Annotated in this window: 15 protein-coding genes; 2 read left to right on the forward strand and 13 right to left on the reverse strand. The window is 44.8% G+C overall.

Annotated elements, in window-relative coordinates; all coding sequences use genetic code 11:
* Positions 1 to 2: 2 nt before the first annotated feature.
* The 8 genes from ACSNJE_RS03425 to mnmH form a co-directional block, all read right to left on the reverse strand.
* Positions 3 to 965, reverse strand: a complete 963-nt coding sequence (locus ACSNJE_RS03425) for a 6-bladed beta-propeller (protein WP_495251997.1) — start codon at positions 963 to 965, stop codon at positions 3 to 5.
* Positions 934 to 4,290, reverse strand: a complete 3,357-nt coding sequence (locus tag ACSNJE_RS03430) for an Ig-like domain-containing protein (protein WP_495251998.1) — start codon at positions 4,288 to 4,290, stop codon at positions 934 to 936. The genes ACSNJE_RS03425 and ACSNJE_RS03430 overlap by 32 nt, the downstream gene beginning before the upstream one ends.
* 20 nt (positions 4,291 to 4,310) lie before the next feature.
* Positions 4,311 to 5,252, reverse strand: a complete 942-nt coding sequence (locus tag ACSNJE_RS03435; RefSeq protein ID WP_052218180.1) for an NHL repeat-containing protein — start codon at positions 5,250 to 5,252, stop codon at positions 4,311 to 4,313.
* 80 nt (positions 5,253 to 5,332) lie between these two features.
* Positions 5,333 to 6,661, reverse strand: a complete 1,329-nt coding sequence (locus ACSNJE_RS03440) for a cytochrome c3 family protein (protein ID WP_495251999.1) — start codon at positions 6,659 to 6,661, stop codon at positions 5,333 to 5,335.
* Between the two features lie 20 nt (positions 6,662 to 6,681).
* The gene (locus tag ACSNJE_RS03445; RefSeq protein ID WP_495252000.1) at positions 6,682 to 7,650 is read right to left on the reverse strand and encodes an SMP-30/gluconolactonase/LRE family protein; all 969 of its coding nucleotides are present in this window, start codon (positions 7,648 to 7,650) and stop codon (positions 6,682 to 6,684) included.
* Between the two features lie 27 nt (positions 7,651 to 7,677).
* Positions 7,678 to 8,346 (reverse strand): tetratricopeptide repeat protein, encoded by a 669-nt coding sequence (locus ACSNJE_RS03450; RefSeq protein ID WP_495252001.1) that lies wholly within the window; start codon positions 8,344 to 8,346, stop codon positions 7,678 to 7,680.
* A gap of 387 nt (positions 8,347 to 8,733) precedes the next feature.
* Entirely contained in the window at positions 8,734 to 9,621 is an 888-nt protein-coding gene (locus tag ACSNJE_RS03455) for a helix-turn-helix domain-containing protein (protein WP_495252002.1), read from the reverse strand.
* Positions 9,622 to 9,627: 6 nt separating this feature from the next.
* Positions 9,628 to 10,674, reverse strand: a complete 1,047-nt coding sequence (gene mnmH / locus ACSNJE_RS03460) for a tRNA 2-selenouridine(34) synthase MnmH (RefSeq protein ID WP_474773154.1) — start codon at positions 10,672 to 10,674, stop codon at positions 9,628 to 9,630.
* A 264-nt stretch (positions 10,675 to 10,938) separates the two neighbouring features.
* Between mnmH and ACSNJE_RS03465 the strand changes: the two genes are divergently transcribed.
* Positions 10,939 to 11,868, forward strand: a complete 930-nt coding sequence (locus ACSNJE_RS03465; protein ID WP_495252003.1) for an SIR2 family protein — start codon at positions 10,939 to 10,941, stop codon at positions 11,866 to 11,868.
* A 158-nt stretch (positions 11,869 to 12,026) separates the two neighbouring features.
* On the opposite strand, the gene ACSNJE_RS03470 is transcribed toward ACSNJE_RS03465, so the two are convergent.
* On the reverse strand, positions 12,027 to 12,125 hold the full coding sequence (locus ACSNJE_RS03470) for a DUF1858 domain-containing protein (RefSeq protein ID WP_013120289.1): 99 nt from the start codon (positions 12,123 to 12,125) through the stop codon (positions 12,027 to 12,029).
* A 159-nt stretch (positions 12,126 to 12,284) separates the two neighbouring features.
* Between ACSNJE_RS03470 and ACSNJE_RS03475 the strand changes: the two genes are divergently transcribed.
* Entirely contained in the window at positions 12,285 to 13,340 is a 1,056-nt protein-coding gene (locus ACSNJE_RS03475) for a YkvI family membrane protein (protein WP_495252004.1), read from the forward strand.
* Positions 13,341 to 13,404: 64 nt separating this feature from the next.
* On the opposite strand, the gene ACSNJE_RS03480 is transcribed toward ACSNJE_RS03475, so the two are convergent.
* From ACSNJE_RS03480 to ACSNJE_RS03495, 4 genes are read right to left on the reverse strand one after another with little or no spacing between them, the layout of a single operon-like run.
* Positions 13,405 to 14,364 (reverse strand): glycosyltransferase family 87 protein, encoded by a 960-nt coding sequence (locus ACSNJE_RS03480; protein ID WP_495252005.1) that lies wholly within the window; start codon positions 14,362 to 14,364, stop codon positions 13,405 to 13,407.
* A 24-nt stretch (positions 14,365 to 14,388) separates the two neighbouring features.
* Positions 14,389 to 16,185: an LTA synthase family protein gene (locus ACSNJE_RS03485; RefSeq protein ID WP_495252006.1), complete on the reverse strand. Its 1,797-nt coding sequence runs from the start codon at positions 16,183 to 16,185 to the stop codon at positions 14,389 to 14,391.
* A gap of 6 nt (positions 16,186 to 16,191) precedes the next feature.
* Positions 16,192 to 16,947, reverse strand: a complete 756-nt coding sequence (locus ACSNJE_RS03490; RefSeq protein WP_495252007.1) for a polyprenol monophosphomannose synthase — start codon at positions 16,945 to 16,947, stop codon at positions 16,192 to 16,194.
* A complete protein-coding gene (locus ACSNJE_RS03495) occupies positions 16,913 to 17,917 on the reverse strand; it encodes a lysylphosphatidylglycerol synthase transmembrane domain-containing protein (protein WP_495252008.1) in 1,005 nt (334 codons plus the stop codon). Before ACSNJE_RS03495 ends, ACSNJE_RS03490 begins: the two co-directional genes overlap by 35 nt.
* Position 17,918: the final 1 nt, after the last annotated feature.

Below are 17,918 nucleotides of genomic sequence, written 5' to 3' on the forward strand. Positions count from 1 at the left end.
TACTATGAATTTAGCAAGTAAATATCAGAGTTTTCCCTATTGGTAATATAAAGAAACTTATCCGGCCCCAGGAAAAGACCATGAGGATAGGACAAGCCTATTTTCCCTGATTTATCCAAAATCTTCCCCTGCTCGCTCAAAATAACCACATTATCGGACAGGGTATCAGCTATGTAAATCGCTTTTTTTTCGGGGTCATAAGCTAAGCCCCTGGGCGCGACGAACAACTCTTTCGCAATCTTGTCCAGTTGCAGGTAATCAAGAAACTTACCTTCAAAATTAAAATACAGCAATCGTAAATTATTAGAATCCAAGGCTATAATGCGCCGGTTTTCTTCATCCACTGCCAGGCCGTTAACATAGCTCAGCTCTCCGGGAAAATAGCCGGGTCTGCCAAAAATCAGCTTTAAATTCCCTTCCTGGTCGAAAACAGCGATTTGCTGTCTCTTGGCATCACTGGCATAAAGGTTGCCCTGCGAATCAACGGTCAAGGCCAGCGTTCTGATATCGGGCAGGTTCAATCTATCTTTTTGGTGCGGCAGAGAATCTTTCAACTCGCCGGATTTGTCGTATACCTGTATTTCACCGGTCCCGTAACTTCCCACATAAAGCCTGTTTTTATATAAAGCCACAGAAGTCGGGGTTTTCATTTTCCCGTCAGGGCCACCGATTATCTTTTTGAACCAGCTCCCCAACTTATATACAACAACCCGGTTGTTGCCGCTATCGGCGACAAATATCCTGCCCTCCTTGTCTACCGTTATCCCCATCGGCTGGTTCAGGCGATATTTGCCCGAGGTGCTTACCACCTTGGCCGTGGTTAGCCGCGCTCCCCTGGCGATATGGCTGGAATAAGCCCAGTAAGCAATAGTAAAAAGAAATGACAGCAACATGACAGTCAGGATAAACAGGAAATTTCTTGTCATATATGCCTTATTTTTTATGGCAATCCTCACAGACTCCATTGTAATCCAGCCTCCTTAACCGGGTAGGTCCGTCTGCTACAGCCGTTGTTCCATGGGAGTAATGACAGGTAAGGCAGTTTATTTTTGCATTGGAGGTAGTAGGCGGATGTACGGCCACATCGGGTGTATAACTGCCATCATCAACGAAACTGGTGGGGGTATCCCCTACTTCGGCCAGGAAGCTAAACTTGCTGACATCAGCTTTTTTCACGTCTAATGGCCCAACATACCGGTATATTCTGTATTTGTATGCATTGGTAATCGGCTCCCAGAAAATCTTGATTTTTTGCCCGGCTGCACCGTTTGTTACTTGTAATATGCTGCCGTAAACCGATTCCCCGACTGCATTCCTGGCTGTCACAATATAATTATAGGTAGCCGGTCCCAGGGACCCGCCGTCTAAAATTTCATAATTGGTCAAATTCGCTCCTGTAGGCGCGCCTTCGGTAGGCAACGTGGTATAAAGCCCCGGCGCCGGGTAACTGACCACAAAATCCCCTCCCGGCGATCCGCCTGTCATACCTACGCCTACCCTGTGGCGCCAGTTGATTACCTTGTCGGCTGTATTTTCTGAGTTGTAGACAAGGTAATCAAAGTGACAGGCGCCGCAAAAATCGTTAAAGCCATACACGTAAGTGGCCACTTCCCGACCGGAAGTTGTTTTGACGGCATAAGCCGGACCGTAAACAACACCGGTAACGGTAACCTGCCGGCCGTTCACGGTCGTCCGTAAGTTGCGGTAATTAGATGTACCGTGCGGTTCATGGCAGTTGTTGCAGTCAACGGTCATCGGGTCAGGCGAACCGCCGAATACGGAGTTGGCCAAATCGGTAAAGTGGGTAGATGTGCTGCCCATAGCCAGGTCATACCCGCCCGATAACAAAGGAGTTGGTACATCCCCGTTAAAATAGATGCCTGCTTTAACATCGTAACTGCTACCCGTACCATCGTGGCATAAAAGGCACAAATCAATAATCTTCGGCGCCCGGATAATATTTACGCCTGTCGCTGAATGGGCCGAATGACAATAACCGCACAATGTTGTATTTGTTGTAAAATTAGCATGCGGGTTAATTAAAGTGCCAAATGTCCATTCCTTATCAAAACCAAGATACAGACCGGCGGCATTTTTAACTCCGTCAGGCGCAGTTCCGTCAAGAATTGCCTTGAATGAACCGGCTGCCGGAAGTACGGAATCAAAAGTAAACCTAATCTGCCCGTTAATGGCATCATAAGAAACTGTGCCCGGAACGGGCAGGTTATTTTGATCGACAATCCTTAAAACTGCCGAATTGACTGAAGCCGGGTCCAGGGGATCATCAAAAGTTACTTTAACAATTATGTTCCGCGGCACCAAATCCTGGCCTTCCGCCGGATATACACTTGTTATCTGCGGCGGTGTGCTATCCGATGGGGTACCGCTAACTGCTGCCGATAAAACAGACTCCGCCCCATATCGGTCCACGGCAGCTACCTTATAATAATAGGTGTTTCCATCCTTTAAACCTATATGGGTGTATGTAGTATCAGTAATCGGAGTAGCATTAACTTTTCCGTAAGGCCCGGCCGGATCGCCGGCAACATAAAGGTTATATCCCGCTAAATCCGGAGTATTGCCGTTGAAAGGATCAAGCGGTTCGTCCGTAACAGCGCTCCAGGAAACTATCAGGGTCCGGCCAACGGCAGGATCTGTTACATTTAAACCCGCCGGAGTAGCCGGCGGTCTGTTCGGTATACCGACTACAGCCGTGGAACTGGCTTTATCAGATTCGTTGCTGCTGGTATCATAAGCAGTAACTTTATAATAATAACGGGTAAACTCCGTAAGCCCACTATCGGTAATATTTGTAGTCCCGGCAGGTACGCTCCCCACCAGGGTATTGAAACTTCCTGTAGGGGAAGTGTCTCTATAAATCTTATAGCCGGACAGGTCTGGTTCAGTATTGGGGCTCCAACTGATTTTTAGACCGGTTCCCGTTCCCAGATTGGTAGTATAGACTCCCTGGGGTACGGAAGGAGGAGTAATATCGTTGATAAGGGTGGCATTGGATTCAAAGGTACCTATTGTCTTGATCAAAGATCCTTCCTGGTTTGTAAATGTATTGGTAAGTACCTTTAACCGCAGACTCTTGGTCTGTTCGGCCCCAGCAGCCACATCATAGGTTATGATTATAGATTTCCCTGTTGAATCCACGGTAAAATTAAGGCCGCTGAAGGTAGCAGTACCACCGGAAAAATTGGCCGTTGCCAAAGGAGTGGACGGGGTATCAATAGTTCCATCATTATTGGCGTCAGCGTATATTTTCACGGTAGTTATATTGCTGTCTTTGGTCGCCGTTCCCGTCTGCTGCACGCTGAAACCTGTCAGGGTCGTGTTTTCCCCGCTAATATTGTTCTGTAAAAACAAGCGACCCATTTGTACCCCCGTTGTACCGGGGTTGACATTCGCAGGCGCCATCGATGTAAAAGACGCCTCCATAAACTCGCCGACCCAGTCCACGGAATTTTTGAGCAAACCTTCACGCCATGACTGGGTGGTGATTCCCTGGGTGCCGTTATACCAAAGAAAGCTCATGACAACAGACCTTGAAGCCCTGTTGGTTCCCTCCCAGGCGGACAGAACGGTATATGGCTGCGTTGTGGTTGTAGAATATTTGTAAAGGGGTGTACTGTTAGCATCTTCCGTAATAGGTCTGAAATCATTAGTTGTAAAATTAGAATAAGTTGGGTTGGTACCAGAAATGTTAATTCCCGTGCCTCCGGCACCGCCGCCTGAAACCACATAATGAGTACTGTTCAGTCTGTTAAAAGTATAGGTTGAATTGGTCTGAAGTGATCCAATGGCAGTAGCATGTAAAATACCGGCACGAAATGTTGCGGCGTTAGCACTGCCATTTATTTCCGAGGGCAGAGCATCACCCTCCACAATAACCCTGTGATTGTTGGCCGGGTCGTTCAACTGGTCATAAACCCACTGCAAATCTGTATCGTTCAAACTAGTTGTACCTAAATCGCCTGTGCTAAAGATAATAACATCATAGCCATTAGCCTCTGCATGAGAAGGTAAAGTAGTAGTTGCATTCACCCAGTTAACAGTATATCCCTGACTGGTAAGGTAGCTTCTCATACGGTCGCCGGAAGAATTAGCAGCGTAATCTACATCTACAATATATACTGTTGGCTTCGATGTTACAGCTACGGTGCTGCTGTTGAAATAGAAAAAGGCAGCAACGGCAGTGACGATAACTAAGGCCAATAATCCAATACGCTTGCCAAACTTGCGGTAGTTTAATTTTTTCCCGGTTGTCGTTACCGTTATTCTCATAAGTATCCCGCCTTGCCAGTCTATCTGACTCTCCCAATTACAGCAACACTGTTATCGCCGCGGTCGGCAACATATAATCTGCCATCGGCATAAAACGCCCCATCAGGTACTACAAAGTCCTTTCCTAAAATTTTTGATTCCCAGGCATCTTTTTTACGGCTTATTTCTAATACACGCCGTGCAAGGGCATCTACAACCGCTACCTTTTCATTATTTATGGCGGCTATGCCCCTTGGTAAGGCAAACCCGTTAAGGCCATCCGTTCCACCTGCGAACTGAGCCAGGAACTTGCCTTGCTTGTCAAAAAATTGTATGCGCCGGTTACCGGAATCCGAAACGCAAATATTCCCATTGGGCAAAACAGCAATCCCCATGGCAAACTTAAGTTGACCCGGACTGCTGCCCGGGCCGCCGAATTTGAAAAGCAGTTTTCCGGTCCGGTCGAAGACCTTGATAAAGTGATCTCCCCGGTCAAAGACCAGCACATTATCACTCTTATCTATAGCAATAGCCGTTGGGCTCTTGATATCTACTTTCCTTTGCGGGAAAAATGATTTGAAAGCGCCCTCCGGTGAAAATACCTGAATTCGGTTATTAACAACTTCTGATACAAATATTTCTCCTTCAGAATTTACAGCAATCCCTACGGGATAGCCCAGTTCCCCTTTTTTCTTTCCATAATGTCCGATATTTTTGACCAGACGCCACTCAGGTGTAAAAATCCTGATCCTGTGCCGGTTAGCATCGGCTATATAAATTTGGCCTTTATGAACTGCGATTCCCACCGGCCACGAAAAGGGGTCCTCCTGTGGGCCATAATAGATTATTTTATTCTCCTGGTTTACAGCCACCGACTGAAACTTCAGGTTATCCTGCTGCTCCCTGTAAAACAGGTAAGCAAAGCCCAAAAACGCAACAATCAATAATACCAGTATTATAAGCAACAAATGTTTGACCTTCATCTTTATCACCTGCCCTGCTGCAACCCGTTCTCTCCTCCATTTTCTTTTCAGCCCGGCAAAGAGTGAAAATTCCACAACGCCTATTTTTTGTGGCAGGATTCACAAACCGCATAATTATCCAATCGCAGCATTTTCTGATTGGTCACCCATTCCCTTGTGCTGCCCGGTCTGGGATAACCCACGTTGAACTGTTTGTATGTACCGTGTGCATAATGGCAGGTACTGCAAACTACTGCAGTTCGTTTATCTGCGCCAATGCTCTCGCTGGAGGCACTGGCTTGCAGGGGAAGTTTATCCCCCGGTTTAGGATAAAGGTTTTTTGGGGGGGAGGTACTGTAAACACTGTAAACTTTACTGTCAACCGTCACCGGGTGCCGGTAATACATGGAATAAGTTCCGCCCCGCTCTTTTGCATTGCCGTCATCATAATCCAGGTGGCAGGCAGTACAAAATTCCGTATTCCCCGACACCATATAAACCTCTTCTCCGACAGTCTGATCCTTCACTACAGCATATGCCGTATAACTGACAGTAGTAGCTATAAACTTATCGTTGGATGGGTAGATGACATCGCGCAGCAAGCGATAATTATCATTTGTACCGCCATGTGCTTTATGACATGATAGGCATGTAAAAGTCAGGATTTTTCCGGGCGCACTGCCGTACACGGTCGTGTCTACATTGGACCGGTCATCGACATTATGCTTGGATGTGCCATAATCGGTTCCGATGGGCCCGGCCAAAGAATCTTTCCAACCGTCTGCAGTTTTTACCTTTCCTGACTGCACATCATATTTGCTTTGTGTGGCTGCCGTGCCGTGACAGAAAAGGCAAAGTTCATAATAGGTGGCTTGTGTTAACAGATATGCCTTTAACCCGGCGTGAGTGACATGGCAGGCTGCGCACATGGCCGTTCCAGGTTGATAATTCCCGTGCGCATAATCATTTTGGTAACGGGGGCCGGCGCTTGCATCGAAATCAACGGGAAAAGCCCGGATGATGGAAGACTTGCCACCTTTAGTTAATTTAAAATAATAGTTCTTATACTTTTCCCCGTTACTAAGCGTGGCAGAGGCAGCGGCTGTCCCCTGTCCCCTTAATGTCAGTCCGGTCTGCCAGTTCAGGGCCGTCCCGCTGACAGTCACATCGTTCGCCCATGAAATTGAGGACCCACCGCCCGTATCATCCCAGTAGACGGTAATAGCCACAAAAGAACCATTGTTTTCATATCGCACATAGGCCTCCGGCGAATCTGCACCAGCATCTGCACTGTGTATACTCAGGCCAATCATGCCAAAAATTCCAAAGAGCAATCCGGCAACCGATAGAACTGCCTTCAGCAAGTCTATTTTTATCCCTTTTACTGGAGTTTTGCTTAAATTTACGTTTTGCTCCGTGCTCCCAAGCATAATACCGACCCACTTTAGATTTAATTACCCCAAACAACAATCCTGTTGTTCCCCCAATCAGCAACATATACTCTGCCGTCTTCACCGACATCTATTCCGTTAGGGTACAACATACTGCCATCGTCATTACCGCTCCCCCCAAATGACAACCCTGGTTTGCCGTTAAAATCAAAGGTCCTCACCATACCTGCAATACTGTCTACCACATAAAGGTTTCCGTGCTCGTCCACATCTATCCCCCTGACTAAACCCAATCCGGAAAATTCAGGCGCATTGTTATCTTCTTTTTTGTTCTCGGTTAATGGAAATACCTTTATATTTCCGGTCCCGGCGCTGGCTACATATAATCGGTTATTCTTCTCATCAAGAGCTATTCCATGGGGGTATTGTACATTCCCAACTGTCCTGATCAGCTTTCCCGTCGCATCTAAAACAATAACTTTGTTGCCCGATAAATCACCTATATAAATATTACCCCTTGCATCAACACGCACTGGTCCAGGCTTATCCAGCCCCACAGCATTATCAGTCGGTACAATAAAACCCAAAAAGTCCCCTTGGGGCGAAAACTTCTGCACCCGGCGGTTTCCCGCCTCTGTTACCACAATGTTGCCGTCGGAAAGCCTGGCAACACCGTAAGGATACGAAAGCTTCCCCGGCATGCTACCAAAACCGCCAAATGAATACAGGTATTTTCCCTTATTATCAAACACATCTATGGAATGACCCTCAGTATTGGCAACATATATCTTTTTGGAGTTATGCTCAAAAAACGCACTCATAGGGCGAAGCAGTTTTCTGTCCTTTGAACCATAGATGTTATAGACAAAATTAAAATTGCCGGGTATTGGTCCTACAGAAATTGCAGGCAGGGTACTACGGCGATTATAAAAGAGATATGTAAAAAGCGCGGCAGTAATAATCACTATAACAGTCAATAAAGCCAGATAAGTTCTTAAGTTAATTGTAACTTTTTTTCGTTCAGACAAATTAATCACCTGAATCTGTACTGCATCTCAATTGGTTAAACGATCTATTGCTTCCTTTGCCTCAGGGTAATTTCCATTTAACTTTAGAGCTTTATGGTAGGCATCCAAAGCCTGTTGCACTTTACCCAGTTTTTCACGAGCCAAACCCAAATTATAGTAAGCAACCGGATAACTCCCATCAATACTTACAGATTTTTGCAAACGCCGTTCAGCCGCTTTATAGTTTTTTAGCTGTAAATAATTTATACCTAAAAAGTAGTTCACCCGAGCCGGTTCGAATCCGGAAAACTTATAACTCAGTTTTTCCAGCAACTTTGTCGATTCTGCATAAGCCCCCTTGTCAGACAACATAACACCAAGGTAAAACATGGCATTGGGGTCATCAGGTTGCTCTTTATAAATTTTTTGGGCCAGATTGATGCCTTTTCCCTCATTTCCACTCAAGTATAAGTTTAGAGCCAGTTCCAGCGCCGATATCCGATCATCGGGGTGAAACTGCAGTTTTAATCTTAGTTCTTCCACCCGTTCTTTATAATAGCTGTCCTGTGCTCCGGACAAATAACGTAAAAACCCGTAACCCACGAAAAATAACAGCAAAGTTATAAGTACCAGTGAGATAAGCGCTTTATGTCTATCTATTTCAGCATCAAGGTTAACTGTAATCTTGGCATCCAGTACCTCCCTTAGCCTGCTCATAAGTGTCACTCCATAAATTTTTAGCCCCAAAAAATAATATGCTAAGAACCGGGTTATCCCAAGCCTTAGCCTACTTAATAACAATAACAGATGCGTTGCCCCGGGGAGCATCAGGTGCTGCCCAATGCATTCCTTACAAATACTGTTATATTTGCTTCTGTTTTCTACATTTTAATTAATTGCAGTATCTTTTATGTTGCCGGCAACTCACTCACGAATATAAAAATTTATAAGTATACATAATCACTTTTCGTTATGTTTATTGTACCATTGAAACCATTTTTTTACCATTACAAAAGGATTACAGATATTTTAACTTTTCGCAAATTTTTTGTTATTGTTTACCATATACAAAAAAGAATCCCTGGTAAGGGATCCCATAATATTTTACATACTTCTGGGGAATTTATCTTTGACAACTTGACCGATTGGCCCAAGGGTACCAAGGTTCTGACCATTATATATCACTTCCACAGCGCCGGCATTACCTAATACCAGACGAATTTCTTCTTTTCCGTCAAAGGATTTTATTTGCCCCGGCATCAATGTTCCTGTATAAGCCGTCTGTCCGTCAATAACAACCTTTACCCAGCAATTCTGGTCTTTTGTTTTAAGAACAACATTCACTCCGTCGGTAGCTTGTCCGTTATTGTTTTTGTTCGGCTGATTTTGACTTACCTGGGGGTAGTTCTTCTGTATCTGGTTGTTGTTGCCCGGATTGCCGGCCGGCGTATTGTTAGCGGCATGGTTAGGTTGCGGTGTAGCGCTTTTTTCACCCGGTTTTTGGGGAGAAGCGTTTTTCCCCTGGTCATTGCTCAAATTAATGTTATTTTCCTGCAGGGCCGAATTATTTTCTCCTCCCACACGCTGTTTACTCCACTGGCCGTTAAATACCACCAGAGTAACAATAGCGGCCATAGCTAAAAAAGCTGTGACAGTATAGGTCTTCCACTTCGGAGCTGTTCTCTTTTTTACATAGTTACCCGTTCTTTTATATTTTTTTCGTTGAGGTGGCTGCTTCGGTACCACCTGGTCGGATAAAGCAATTTGGGAAGACTTGTATTGCAAAATAACCTCATCCGGATTTAAACCAAGGTAATTAGCATAAATTTTTAAAAATCCTTTCACGTATGCTTTTCCCGGTATCACGTCATATTCTTCGTTTTCCAAAGCAGCCAGATACCTGGCTCGAACTTTGGTTTCCTCTTCTGCCTCTTCAAGGCTGACACCTTTTCGTTCCCTGGCCTCTCTAAGCATCTCTCCGGTATTTGCCAAGTTCGATCACCTCCCGCCTAATTTTTGGACCGCCAGGAATTTTTTGATTTTTTTGGCCGCCTGTACAGGATCACTGCTGTCAATACTTAAATCAAAGTTATCATCAGGTTTTTCAGGATACCTGTATAACGGGTCATAATAATCCACCAGCAAAGTCGTTATAACATCGTGAAATTGTTTGTTTTCAATCAGCCTGGTTAATTCAGCAACTTTATTTTTGCCGAGCCTTTTTGTTAAAGACTGCAGCGAGCCAGTTAATGATTCAATATTTTGGTTCGGACCTTCGGTATAAATGCGCTTAATCCTCTCAACTCGGCATTCTAGAGGACAGTATAATAATATGTTTATTCCCTCATTCATAGCCTTAAACAATACTTCCGGCAAAATTATCCGGCCAATCCGCCTGCTTTCCCCTTCTACTACAATATATCCCAGAGGTTCAAACCTTTTTAGCTCATCAACAAGCATTCCTTCAAACATCTTTTGCGAAGGCTGGGGTTCCATACCAACGTTGCCAAAAACAGAACCCCGGTTATTGGCCAAACCTTCCAAATCGATAGCCGGCACACTCATTTGGCGTAGAATATTAATGACATCTGTCTTCCCAACACCCGTTAAACCATGGAGGACAGCTACCTTATGCTTCAGTTCCCGGGCCAGGTAGCTGTTCACATACCTCCTGTAAGCCTTAAAACCTCCCGTCAAACGCAAGGCCGGAATACCCATAATGTCCAGCACAGTAGCAATAGATTTACTCCTCATGCCACCTCGCCAGCAATATAGTACTAGGTTGCTGTCCCTGGCCATGTCCTGACATCGTTCAACAATATCAGTCAACTTGGGGCTGACAAGACGCAGAGCTTCTATCTTGGCCTTTTCAGGCGATTGTTGCTTATATATGGTACCGATTATTTCTCTTTCCCGGTCATTAAAAACAGGTATATTAATAGCGCCCGGAATGCATGCTTCGGCGTATTCCTGCGGAGACCTCACGTCAACAAACTGTACATTGGGCAGTTTTAATGCTTCTTCTATATTAATTTCTTTCTGCATTTTGGTCACCTTTCCAATATGAAAACATTCGACATAAACTGTAATTCTTCCTGCTTGGTCCTGACAACCTCATTTTAGGACAACTGCCTTTTATTGTTTGACTCACGCCAACCTCAGTATATCATTGACATATTTTGGGGTCAAGTTTCCCCAAAAACAGCCCCTTTTCAACCACATATGAACAAAATTTTCTATCAAAACCACTCTTTTAGTATAAAATTTGTTTAAATACTTTATCCTAATCTTTGCCGGAGGTATTGAGCAATGTTCGACCTTTATGTCGTAGGGGCAGGTTTTTCCGCAGCAAGTGGTGCTCCCAGAGAGACAGAAATACTGCCGAGAATATTTTCCCAGCCAAAAAACAAGCCATTGGCGAAAATTCTGACTGAGGTTCTCTATCCTGATACGGCTGATTGGCCTGCCAAAGTCTCCTTTCAAGAAGTAATAAGCCGGCTGGATCTTATCCGTTATTACCGGCCATATCCCAATATAGATTACAATTTGATTGACCAATGTGAAAACCGCCTTTTGCAAGAGATGGTAGGGATACTGCACCCCGATAATACAGGTTTAAACCAGGATTTATATCGTCTTTTTGTGCATGATTTGGCCGGCAATGCCGATTTTTTGTCTTTTAATTATGACCTGGTCCTGGAACAAGCTTTGGCGGACCTTGGCGAAACAATTGACCTACACCTTGATTTAAGTGATCATCCAGTTTCAGTCCATAGAGAAGCCAGACCATCGCGGGCCTTGTTAAAATTGCATGGCAGTATAAATCTCAAATTTTGCCCACAATGTAAAACTATTTTTCGTTTCATGCACATTAATGCAAAAGACCAATACTGCCTTGATTGTGGAAGCCTGTTAAATTATTTTTTGGTGGCCCCGACCCTTTTTAAAGCCTACGAATTACCTGCTATCAGGGATATTTGGTATGCGGCCTTAATAAGGCTTATCCGTAGTGAACAAATTTGTTTCATCGGGTATTCTCTGCCCGACAGCGACCTATTAACATATCAAATGCTTGATACAGCATTTCGTATGAACGGAAAAAAACAAAGGGTTTACCTGGTCAACGGACCGCATTTTAACCCTGTAAAATTCATAAATATATACGGGAAAAACTTAATCAACACAAAATTCTATTTTGAGGAATGGGTAGAAAAACATAAAGAGGGTCTAAACCATTAACCAGGCAAACAAATAGCAGCCGATCAATGTTTTAGACCCCTTTGGTTAGCTAAATGTTGTTATTTTTTTATCGCATCATTCAGATCTTTAATCAGACTGTCTATATCGATGCCATGAGCGGCCGCACCTGCGGCAACATTTTCAAACTTGGCAACGCCTCAACCGAAACATCCCATGCCATAGGATTGAAATACCGGAATAGTCTTTGGGTATTTCATCACTATTTCCATGATACTCATATCTTTAGTGATAGTCATCTTTGTTCAGCCCTCCTTTGTTCCCTGATTGAATACTGAATCTAACAACTATTATACAACATCGAGCCCACAATTTCCTCATCTTTTTTTAATTCTTAAACAACTTAATTTGATTTTGGAATAAATAATTTCAAAGGCTATTATATAAGGAGGAACTCCATGAACTATGTTCCGAAGGACTCTTGGAAGGTGGCTGTTACTTATATTGGCACAGTTGTGGGCGCCGGTTTTGCATCGGGCCAGGAAGTGCTGAAGTTTTTCAGCAGCCACGGTTTACCCGGTATCGCCGGCGTTTGCCTAAGCGCCTTGCTTTTTTCCGTCAGCGGTATTCTGGTCTTGGGCATTGGAAGGGCCCTACGGGCGGTATCCTACAAAGAGGTCTTTGAATATATATGCGGCCGGCCGCTGGGATTTATTTTAGAAAAATTAATTACCCTTTTTCTTTTCGCCACTTTAAGCGTATTACTGGCCGGTTCCGGAGCTGTTTTGGCTCAGCAGTTGGATGTACCCTACCTGCTGGGAACTTTATTAACGGTAGTCCTGACCATTATCACCGTTCTCTCCGGAATAAAGGGCATAATCCGGGCCAACAGCATTATTGTGCCGCTGCTCACTGTCGGCTGCCTCATAGTCGGCCTTTCCAGCATCAGCATAAGTTCACTTATTTGTTTTAATGTCAACCAAATAGCCGTACCCGCTTCCTCGACCCCTCACTGGCTTTTATCGGCTTTCACCTATGTTGCCTATAACCTCACCCTCTCCACGGGCGTACTGGCCCCTCTGGGGCATGAGATTGGCAAAAGGAATGCTCTCCTGGCCGGAGGGCTAATCGGTGGCTTGCTTTTAGGCGCCCTGGCTTCCCTTATCAACCTGGCTATATTATCCAATCTGGCGGGCCCCTTGGCCAAGCTGCCAGAAGTACCTATGCTGCAACTGGCAGCGTCTGTGGGGAGACCATTCCAGTTATTTTATGCAATCATCCTGTGGGCAGAGATTTATACCACCATCATCGGCAATGTTTATGGCGTAACAACCCGCATTGTCGAGGGATTTAATCTCTCTTACAAAAGAACTTTAACAGTAATAATGCTGTTGGCTGTATGTTTTAGCCAGGTGGGCTTTTCCCGGTTAGTAGGTTTTCTTTATCCATTGTTTGGGTATGTGTCACTGATTTTCCTGGTCGCTTTGTTTACCAGGCCCTTTAAAAGAAATTGACGATTCTGCCAAGAAGGGCTCTTTTCTGTTATCAGTCTGATGTATAAAAACCAGTATAGACAAGCTACAAAGAATACGTAGTATTCCGACAGGAGACCGGAATATAGCGGTGTTGACCTTTCTGTTCATTCCCTATCTGTTCGTTTTTCAGCAACAAGACAATTGATCGCCGGCTAATGTACAATACTGTTGACACAAAGAAGAAATACATTAGCCAGCTAACCTGGCCAGGTATTGGGATATTTAATTTCTGTTCCCATACCCTAACAATGTCTTTGAGCAAAGGCAAAACAGCAGGGTTAACCAGGCCTCTCTCATAAGCCAAGTTATTAAGTTTCTGCATGTTGTCGAGAAAACCCTGGAAAAGCCATGGTTGTACAGCGTACGACAAAGCCATGATCAAAGCAAAACCTGCCAGGGACCCGACCAAATAAAGGTATTTCCTCCTGTCAGGCACAAACAGGAGTAGGACCAGAAAAAACAGAGGTGTGATTTTAAAAAGAGAAACCACCACAATAAATAAACAGAACAACATTAACCATCCCTGTAAATAACAGAAAAAGGCCACCCATAGTAAAAGCTGCTCAAAAACGGCAATGTTCCCGGCCAGTAAATCAGCAAGAAAGGAGCAGTTAAAAGCCACCAGTCCAAATAAATAAAAAAGAAAGTTCGTGTCCCTGCCAAGAAAAGCATTTACCCATATCCTGTTCAGGACAACCCAGGCAGCTATTTTCAGCACCAGGTAAAAGATGAAAGCCTGTCTGAAATCCATTAAAGCTATCAGGCTAAACACCGGCAGTGTTATGGGAGAATAAACATAATCAAAGACAGCTGCACCTTTTGATACCACTGACAACACGTCTTTATTATAAGGATTGAAACCTTCTGACCAGGCTTTTCCCGCATAGTAGTAAGTATTAAAATCCCACTGAACAGCCTCCTGCTTAGAACCGAAAAATAATATAACACAGCCCAGCAGAACGCAAAACACAAACAATAGGATTTTAGCTCTCATTTCCTTCATGTTTCCACTTCTCTCGTCATGGTTTCACCGATTTGAAGGCGTGACACCCTTTTTGTTCAGCAACCGGTCAGTCAGGTTGTACCTGATTAGCAGGTCGGAGATCCGAAGTTCCTGCAGAGCCAACGCAGCTTCAGGAGTTTGAGGTTCTTTCGCTATGTTGTGGTAGTTATTAGTTTTATCTATATAAGAACCGTCACGAAACACTACAAACCCCTCCCTGGCATTGACCAGGTCACGCCCCATTGTAAGTACGTCACCGGGGTTGAGATTCAAAAGGTTAGCCAGTGTGGGAAATATATCTATTTCGCCCCCGGGGGTATTTATTACTCCAGCCTGTTTTCCCCCGGGAACCCGGATAATTAAAGGAACCCTGTTTTTTCCAACTAGCCAGTCCTGTTTCACATCCAACAGTTTGCCAAATCGGGCCAGTTCGTTTTCGGGCAAAGCAAAATGGTCCCCAAAGATGACTACCAGGGTCTTGTCCAACAGGCCCTGTTCTCGCATTTCAGCCAGAAAAGAACCAATAGCCTGGTCGACATAATGAATGGCATGAAGATAGTTCGCTGCCATTGTCCCTTCATAGGGAGAAAGATTTAATACCTTTAATTTGTCGGGAAAATTATATGGAAAATGGCTTGTCAGGGTAATCAAATAACTGTAAAAAGGCTGTCTGGCTTGCTTGATCTTTTCTACCGATTGATGCAAAAACGATCTGTCGCCCAACCCCAGACCGATTTTTTCGTCTAAAAGGTAACTTTCTCCACTGTAAAAGGTAGCAAAATGAAGTGAAGGATACATGTATTTCCTGTTCCAGTACTCCGGTTCGTTGGCATGCATTACCAGTGTTGAATAACCCGTTTCCCGCAAAACCTGGGGTAATGACCGGTAGTCGTTTTTGGTATACAAAAAATATACTGACCCTTTCTGCAGAGGATAAAGAGATACATTGGCCAGGAATTCGGCATCTGAAGTGTTGCCCTGGTCGGTTTGGCTGTAGAAGTTGGGAAAATACAGGCTTTCTTTCATCAGTTTATTGAGATTTGGCGTGATTTCCTGACCGTTGATGTTAAGGTTCAGAACAAAGCTTTGCAGGGCTTCCACCTGCAATACCAACACATTGGCTCCTTTGGCATAACCGGTAAGTCTTCCCTCTGTCATTTTCCTCCCGGCAAACCTTTTCTCAATCATGGCCATGTCGCCTTTCTGCATGGGTTCTTCACCCAACACCACTCCATCCAAGTAATTGCTGATGTCCGCGAAATGGTAATAAAGCAAGCCGGCCCGATTGATTACCTGCAATCTGTTATTGGCATCAAACTTATTCCCGGAGAAAAAAATGACTGAATAACCGATTGACATCACGGCAACAGCCGCTACAGTCCTCATACAGATATCTCGGCAGGATTTATTATCAGCACCTGTGGAAATTAGGCCAAAAAACGGCAAAAAAATCGCTAGGTCAAGAACTAACAACAAATCAGAAAACTTTATGAGACCTATCACTGAACTCAGCACCGGCCCCACCAAACCTATCTGAACCAACACCGGCGCTGAAATTATATCGCCGTAGTAACGGTAATAAAGGATATCAGCAAACAATAAAAAAGAGATAATCAAATCAAAAACAATTAATACCCACAACCGCTTCCCCGAATTTAAGGCAATGCAGGGGGCGGTTAACATCAATAAAGTTCCCAGGGAAATTGTCCAGGGTATGTTCACGTAAGAACCTGTAACCCAGTTCAAGTACAAAAACTTCGCCGTCAGGCTAAGAACGGTTACCAAATAGGGAATAATATGTACAGAAAACTGTTTCATCATCCGAATTTATTTCCCCCTTGCCTGAACCGGCGATTCCAGCAAAGTCTTCCGAAAGGACTGTTTGTGCAAGATACGCAGTTTTAACACCATGCAAAAAGCCTCAAGCACAATTTTTCTGGATATTTTAGAGGTTCCTTCCCGGCGGTCCGGAAAAATAATCGGAATTTCTTTGATGCGGAATTTGTTTTGGTAGCAGGCATAAAGCATTTCCACCTGGAAGCCGAAACCTTCAGAAGTAATGGTATCCAGGTCAATTTGTTCCAAAACCTGCCGCCTGTAACAACGAAACCCGCCTGTGCAGTCCCGGTACGGCAAACCCAGGACAAGCCTCGCAAACAAACTGCCACCCTTGCTCAGGAGTCGCCGCGACCAGCCCCAGTTTTCCACCCCGCCACCCGGAATGTAACGCGAGCCCAAAACCACATCATATTCCTTAATCTCTCGCAGAAAATCCTTGATATACTTTGGCTGGTGTGAAAAATCGGCATCCATTTCCAGAATGCATTCGATATCAGACCGGCTCAAAGCGTAACGAAACCCCGCAATGTAGGCGGTACCCAGCCCCATCTTGCCCGGGCGATGTATGACATGGACCCGTTCATTATCCCTGGCCAGGGCCCGGACAATTTCGCCGGTGCCGTCAGGAGAACCGTCGTCTACAACCAGTACTTCCAACTCCCCGTTAACCTTCATCAATTCGCCAATCAGTTTGGCTATGTTCTCTTTTTCATTGTAGGTCGGTATCACAACCAGCGCCTTCACCGGTAACCCCTCCCCTTTTGTATGTACTGCCCGTTTTCAGGTAAACAGCAAACCCCAGCACTAACAGGCTCCAGTAGTTGATTATCCTATCCAGTATAGCCGCCGTGACTGCCACACCCTCAGATTGTCCAAAGAACAAAAGTACGCCCACCTTGGTGGCTTCCACGAGGCCCAGACCCGCAGGGGTAACAGGCAGCGCCGTCATCAGCGCCGACACCAACGCTATAAACACCACTGTAACGGCGGGTATGCCCAGGCCCATGGCTCGGCAGACAAAGAAAAAACTCATCCCTTCTAACAACCAAATGCCAACGGTGAACAGGGCTACCGGGCCATGGTCTTGCAAAGAGTCCACAGCTCCCGTATGAAACTTGCTGTACAATTCAGCAAACTTAACCGGCAGCAACCTTGCCACCCGTTGACCGAAACGTTTTAAACCAAAGGTAAGGATTATCAAAATTAATATCACAATAAAGCCTGTCTCCATAACAAGCATCAGCTTGCCAGGAATCCGGCCCTGAAAACTCGCAATCCCGGTAGCGCCGATGAGCAGGTACAAAATAAACAGGTCATAAACCCTTTCCACGAAAATAACGCCTATGGTTTTCGGTAAAGACAAGCAGTACCGTACTTTAACCAGGTATCCTCTGTACAAATCTCCGATCTTGGCAGGTACCAAACAATTAGCAAACCAGGATATAAGTATAATATTCAATAAGTCCGGCGTTTTGGTTGCAAGGCCGTTATTTTTCAACATCAACCGAAACCGCAATGCCCTTAAGGGAAATGCGGTATAATACACCAGAAAAGCTGTTGCATACCAGCCGGGTTGCGTGTTTTTCAGGGCCGACCATACCCTGTCAGGCTCCATCCTGGTGACCATGAGGTAAATAAGTGCAAAAGCCAAGCCAAATGATGCCAGGGTACGCCAGGAAAAAAACTTCTCCCGCAGGTTAATACCTACTTCCAAA

The sequence above is a fragment of the Thermincola sp. GK-1 genome, assembly GCF_059412445.1.

Excerpts from the sequence above, each read along its gene's own strand:
- ACSNJE_RS03475 (WP_495252004.1), top strand. The coding sequence starts at position 12,285 with ATGAACTATGTTCCGAAGGACTCTTGGAAGGTGGCTGTTACTTATATT.
- ACSNJE_RS03465 (WP_495252003.1), top strand. The coding sequence starts at position 10,939 with ATGTTCGACCTTTATGTCGTAGGGGCAGGTTTTTCCGCAGCAAGTGGT.
- mnmH (WP_474773154.1), bottom strand. The coding sequence starts at position 10,674 with ATGCAGAAAGAAATTAATATAGAAGAAGCATTAAAACTGCCCAATGTA.
- ACSNJE_RS03485 (WP_495252006.1), bottom strand. The coding sequence starts at position 16,185 with ATGATGAAACAGTTTTCTGTACATATTATTCCCTATTTGGTAACCGTT.
- ACSNJE_RS03450 (WP_495252001.1), bottom strand. The coding sequence starts at position 8,346 with ATGAGCAGGCTAAGGGAGGTACTGGATGCCAAGATTACAGTTAACCTT.
- ACSNJE_RS03430 (WP_495251998.1), bottom strand. The coding sequence starts at position 4,290 with ATGAGAATAACGGTAACGACAACCGGGAAAAAATTAAACTACCGCAAG.
- ACSNJE_RS03470 (WP_013120289.1), bottom strand. The coding sequence starts at position 12,125 with ATGACTATCACTAAAGATATGAGTATCATGGAAATAGTGATGAAATAC.
- ACSNJE_RS03425 (WP_495251997.1), bottom strand. The coding sequence starts at position 965 with ATGGAGTCTGTGAGGATTGCCATAAAAAATAAGGCATATATGACAAGA.
- ACSNJE_RS03435 (WP_052218180.1), bottom strand. The coding sequence starts at position 5,252 with ATGAAGGTCAAACATTTGTTGCTTATAATACTGGTATTATTGATTGTT.
- ACSNJE_RS03440 (WP_495251999.1), bottom strand. The coding sequence starts at position 6,661 with ATGCTTGGGAGCACGGAGCAAAACGTAAATTTAAGCAAAACTCCAGTA.
- ACSNJE_RS03480 (WP_495252005.1), bottom strand. The coding sequence starts at position 14,364 with ATGAAGGAAATGAGAGCTAAAATCCTATTGTTTGTGTTTTGCGTTCTG.